The 516-nt window shown below is 35.9% G+C and carries 1 riboswitch.

Annotation, left to right across the window (positions count from 1 at the left end):
- Positions 1 to 121: 121 nt before the first annotated feature.
- Positions 122 to 231, bottom strand: a riboswitch (SAM riboswitch).
- Positions 232 to 516: the final 285 nt, after the last annotated feature.

A 516-nucleotide genomic window follows, 5' to 3' on the forward strand; every position in this document is an offset into this window, starting at 1 on the left:
GATTTTTCTTCCAGGCGTTTGCTTCAGTACATCGGTTGATTGTGTCATGCTTCATCCCTCTTTCTTTATAGACATAAAAAAGCTCTTCCCGATAAGGAAGAGCTTGATATATTCAATCTCCTCCTTATCTTCAAGAGCACGAACATGCTCTTAAGGATTTAGCACCATTCTGTCATAGACAGCGGTTGCCGGGTTTCACAGGGCCAGTCCCTCCACCACTCTTGATAAGGAAAACCTTTTTATGCGATTTTTTAATAGTTTTAATATTAATACTTTTTATAAAAATGTCAATGGGTTTAAAAAAACTCTTCGTTTTTTTCATTTTCTTCTTCTGCGGTTAAACTGGAGGGCGTATCGAATCAATGTGTGAATTTTTCGTCAGGACAGCCGTTCAAACAGTCAACAAGATGCTGAACAAACAGAATAAATTAGAATTTTTTTCAATTTTTATTTCCAAAAACAGAAACTTTTTATTGAGTTCACCGGTCTATAATGTGTACCTGATTTCAAAATGGG

This window comes from Bacillus sp. LR--39 (assembly GCF_053613335.1).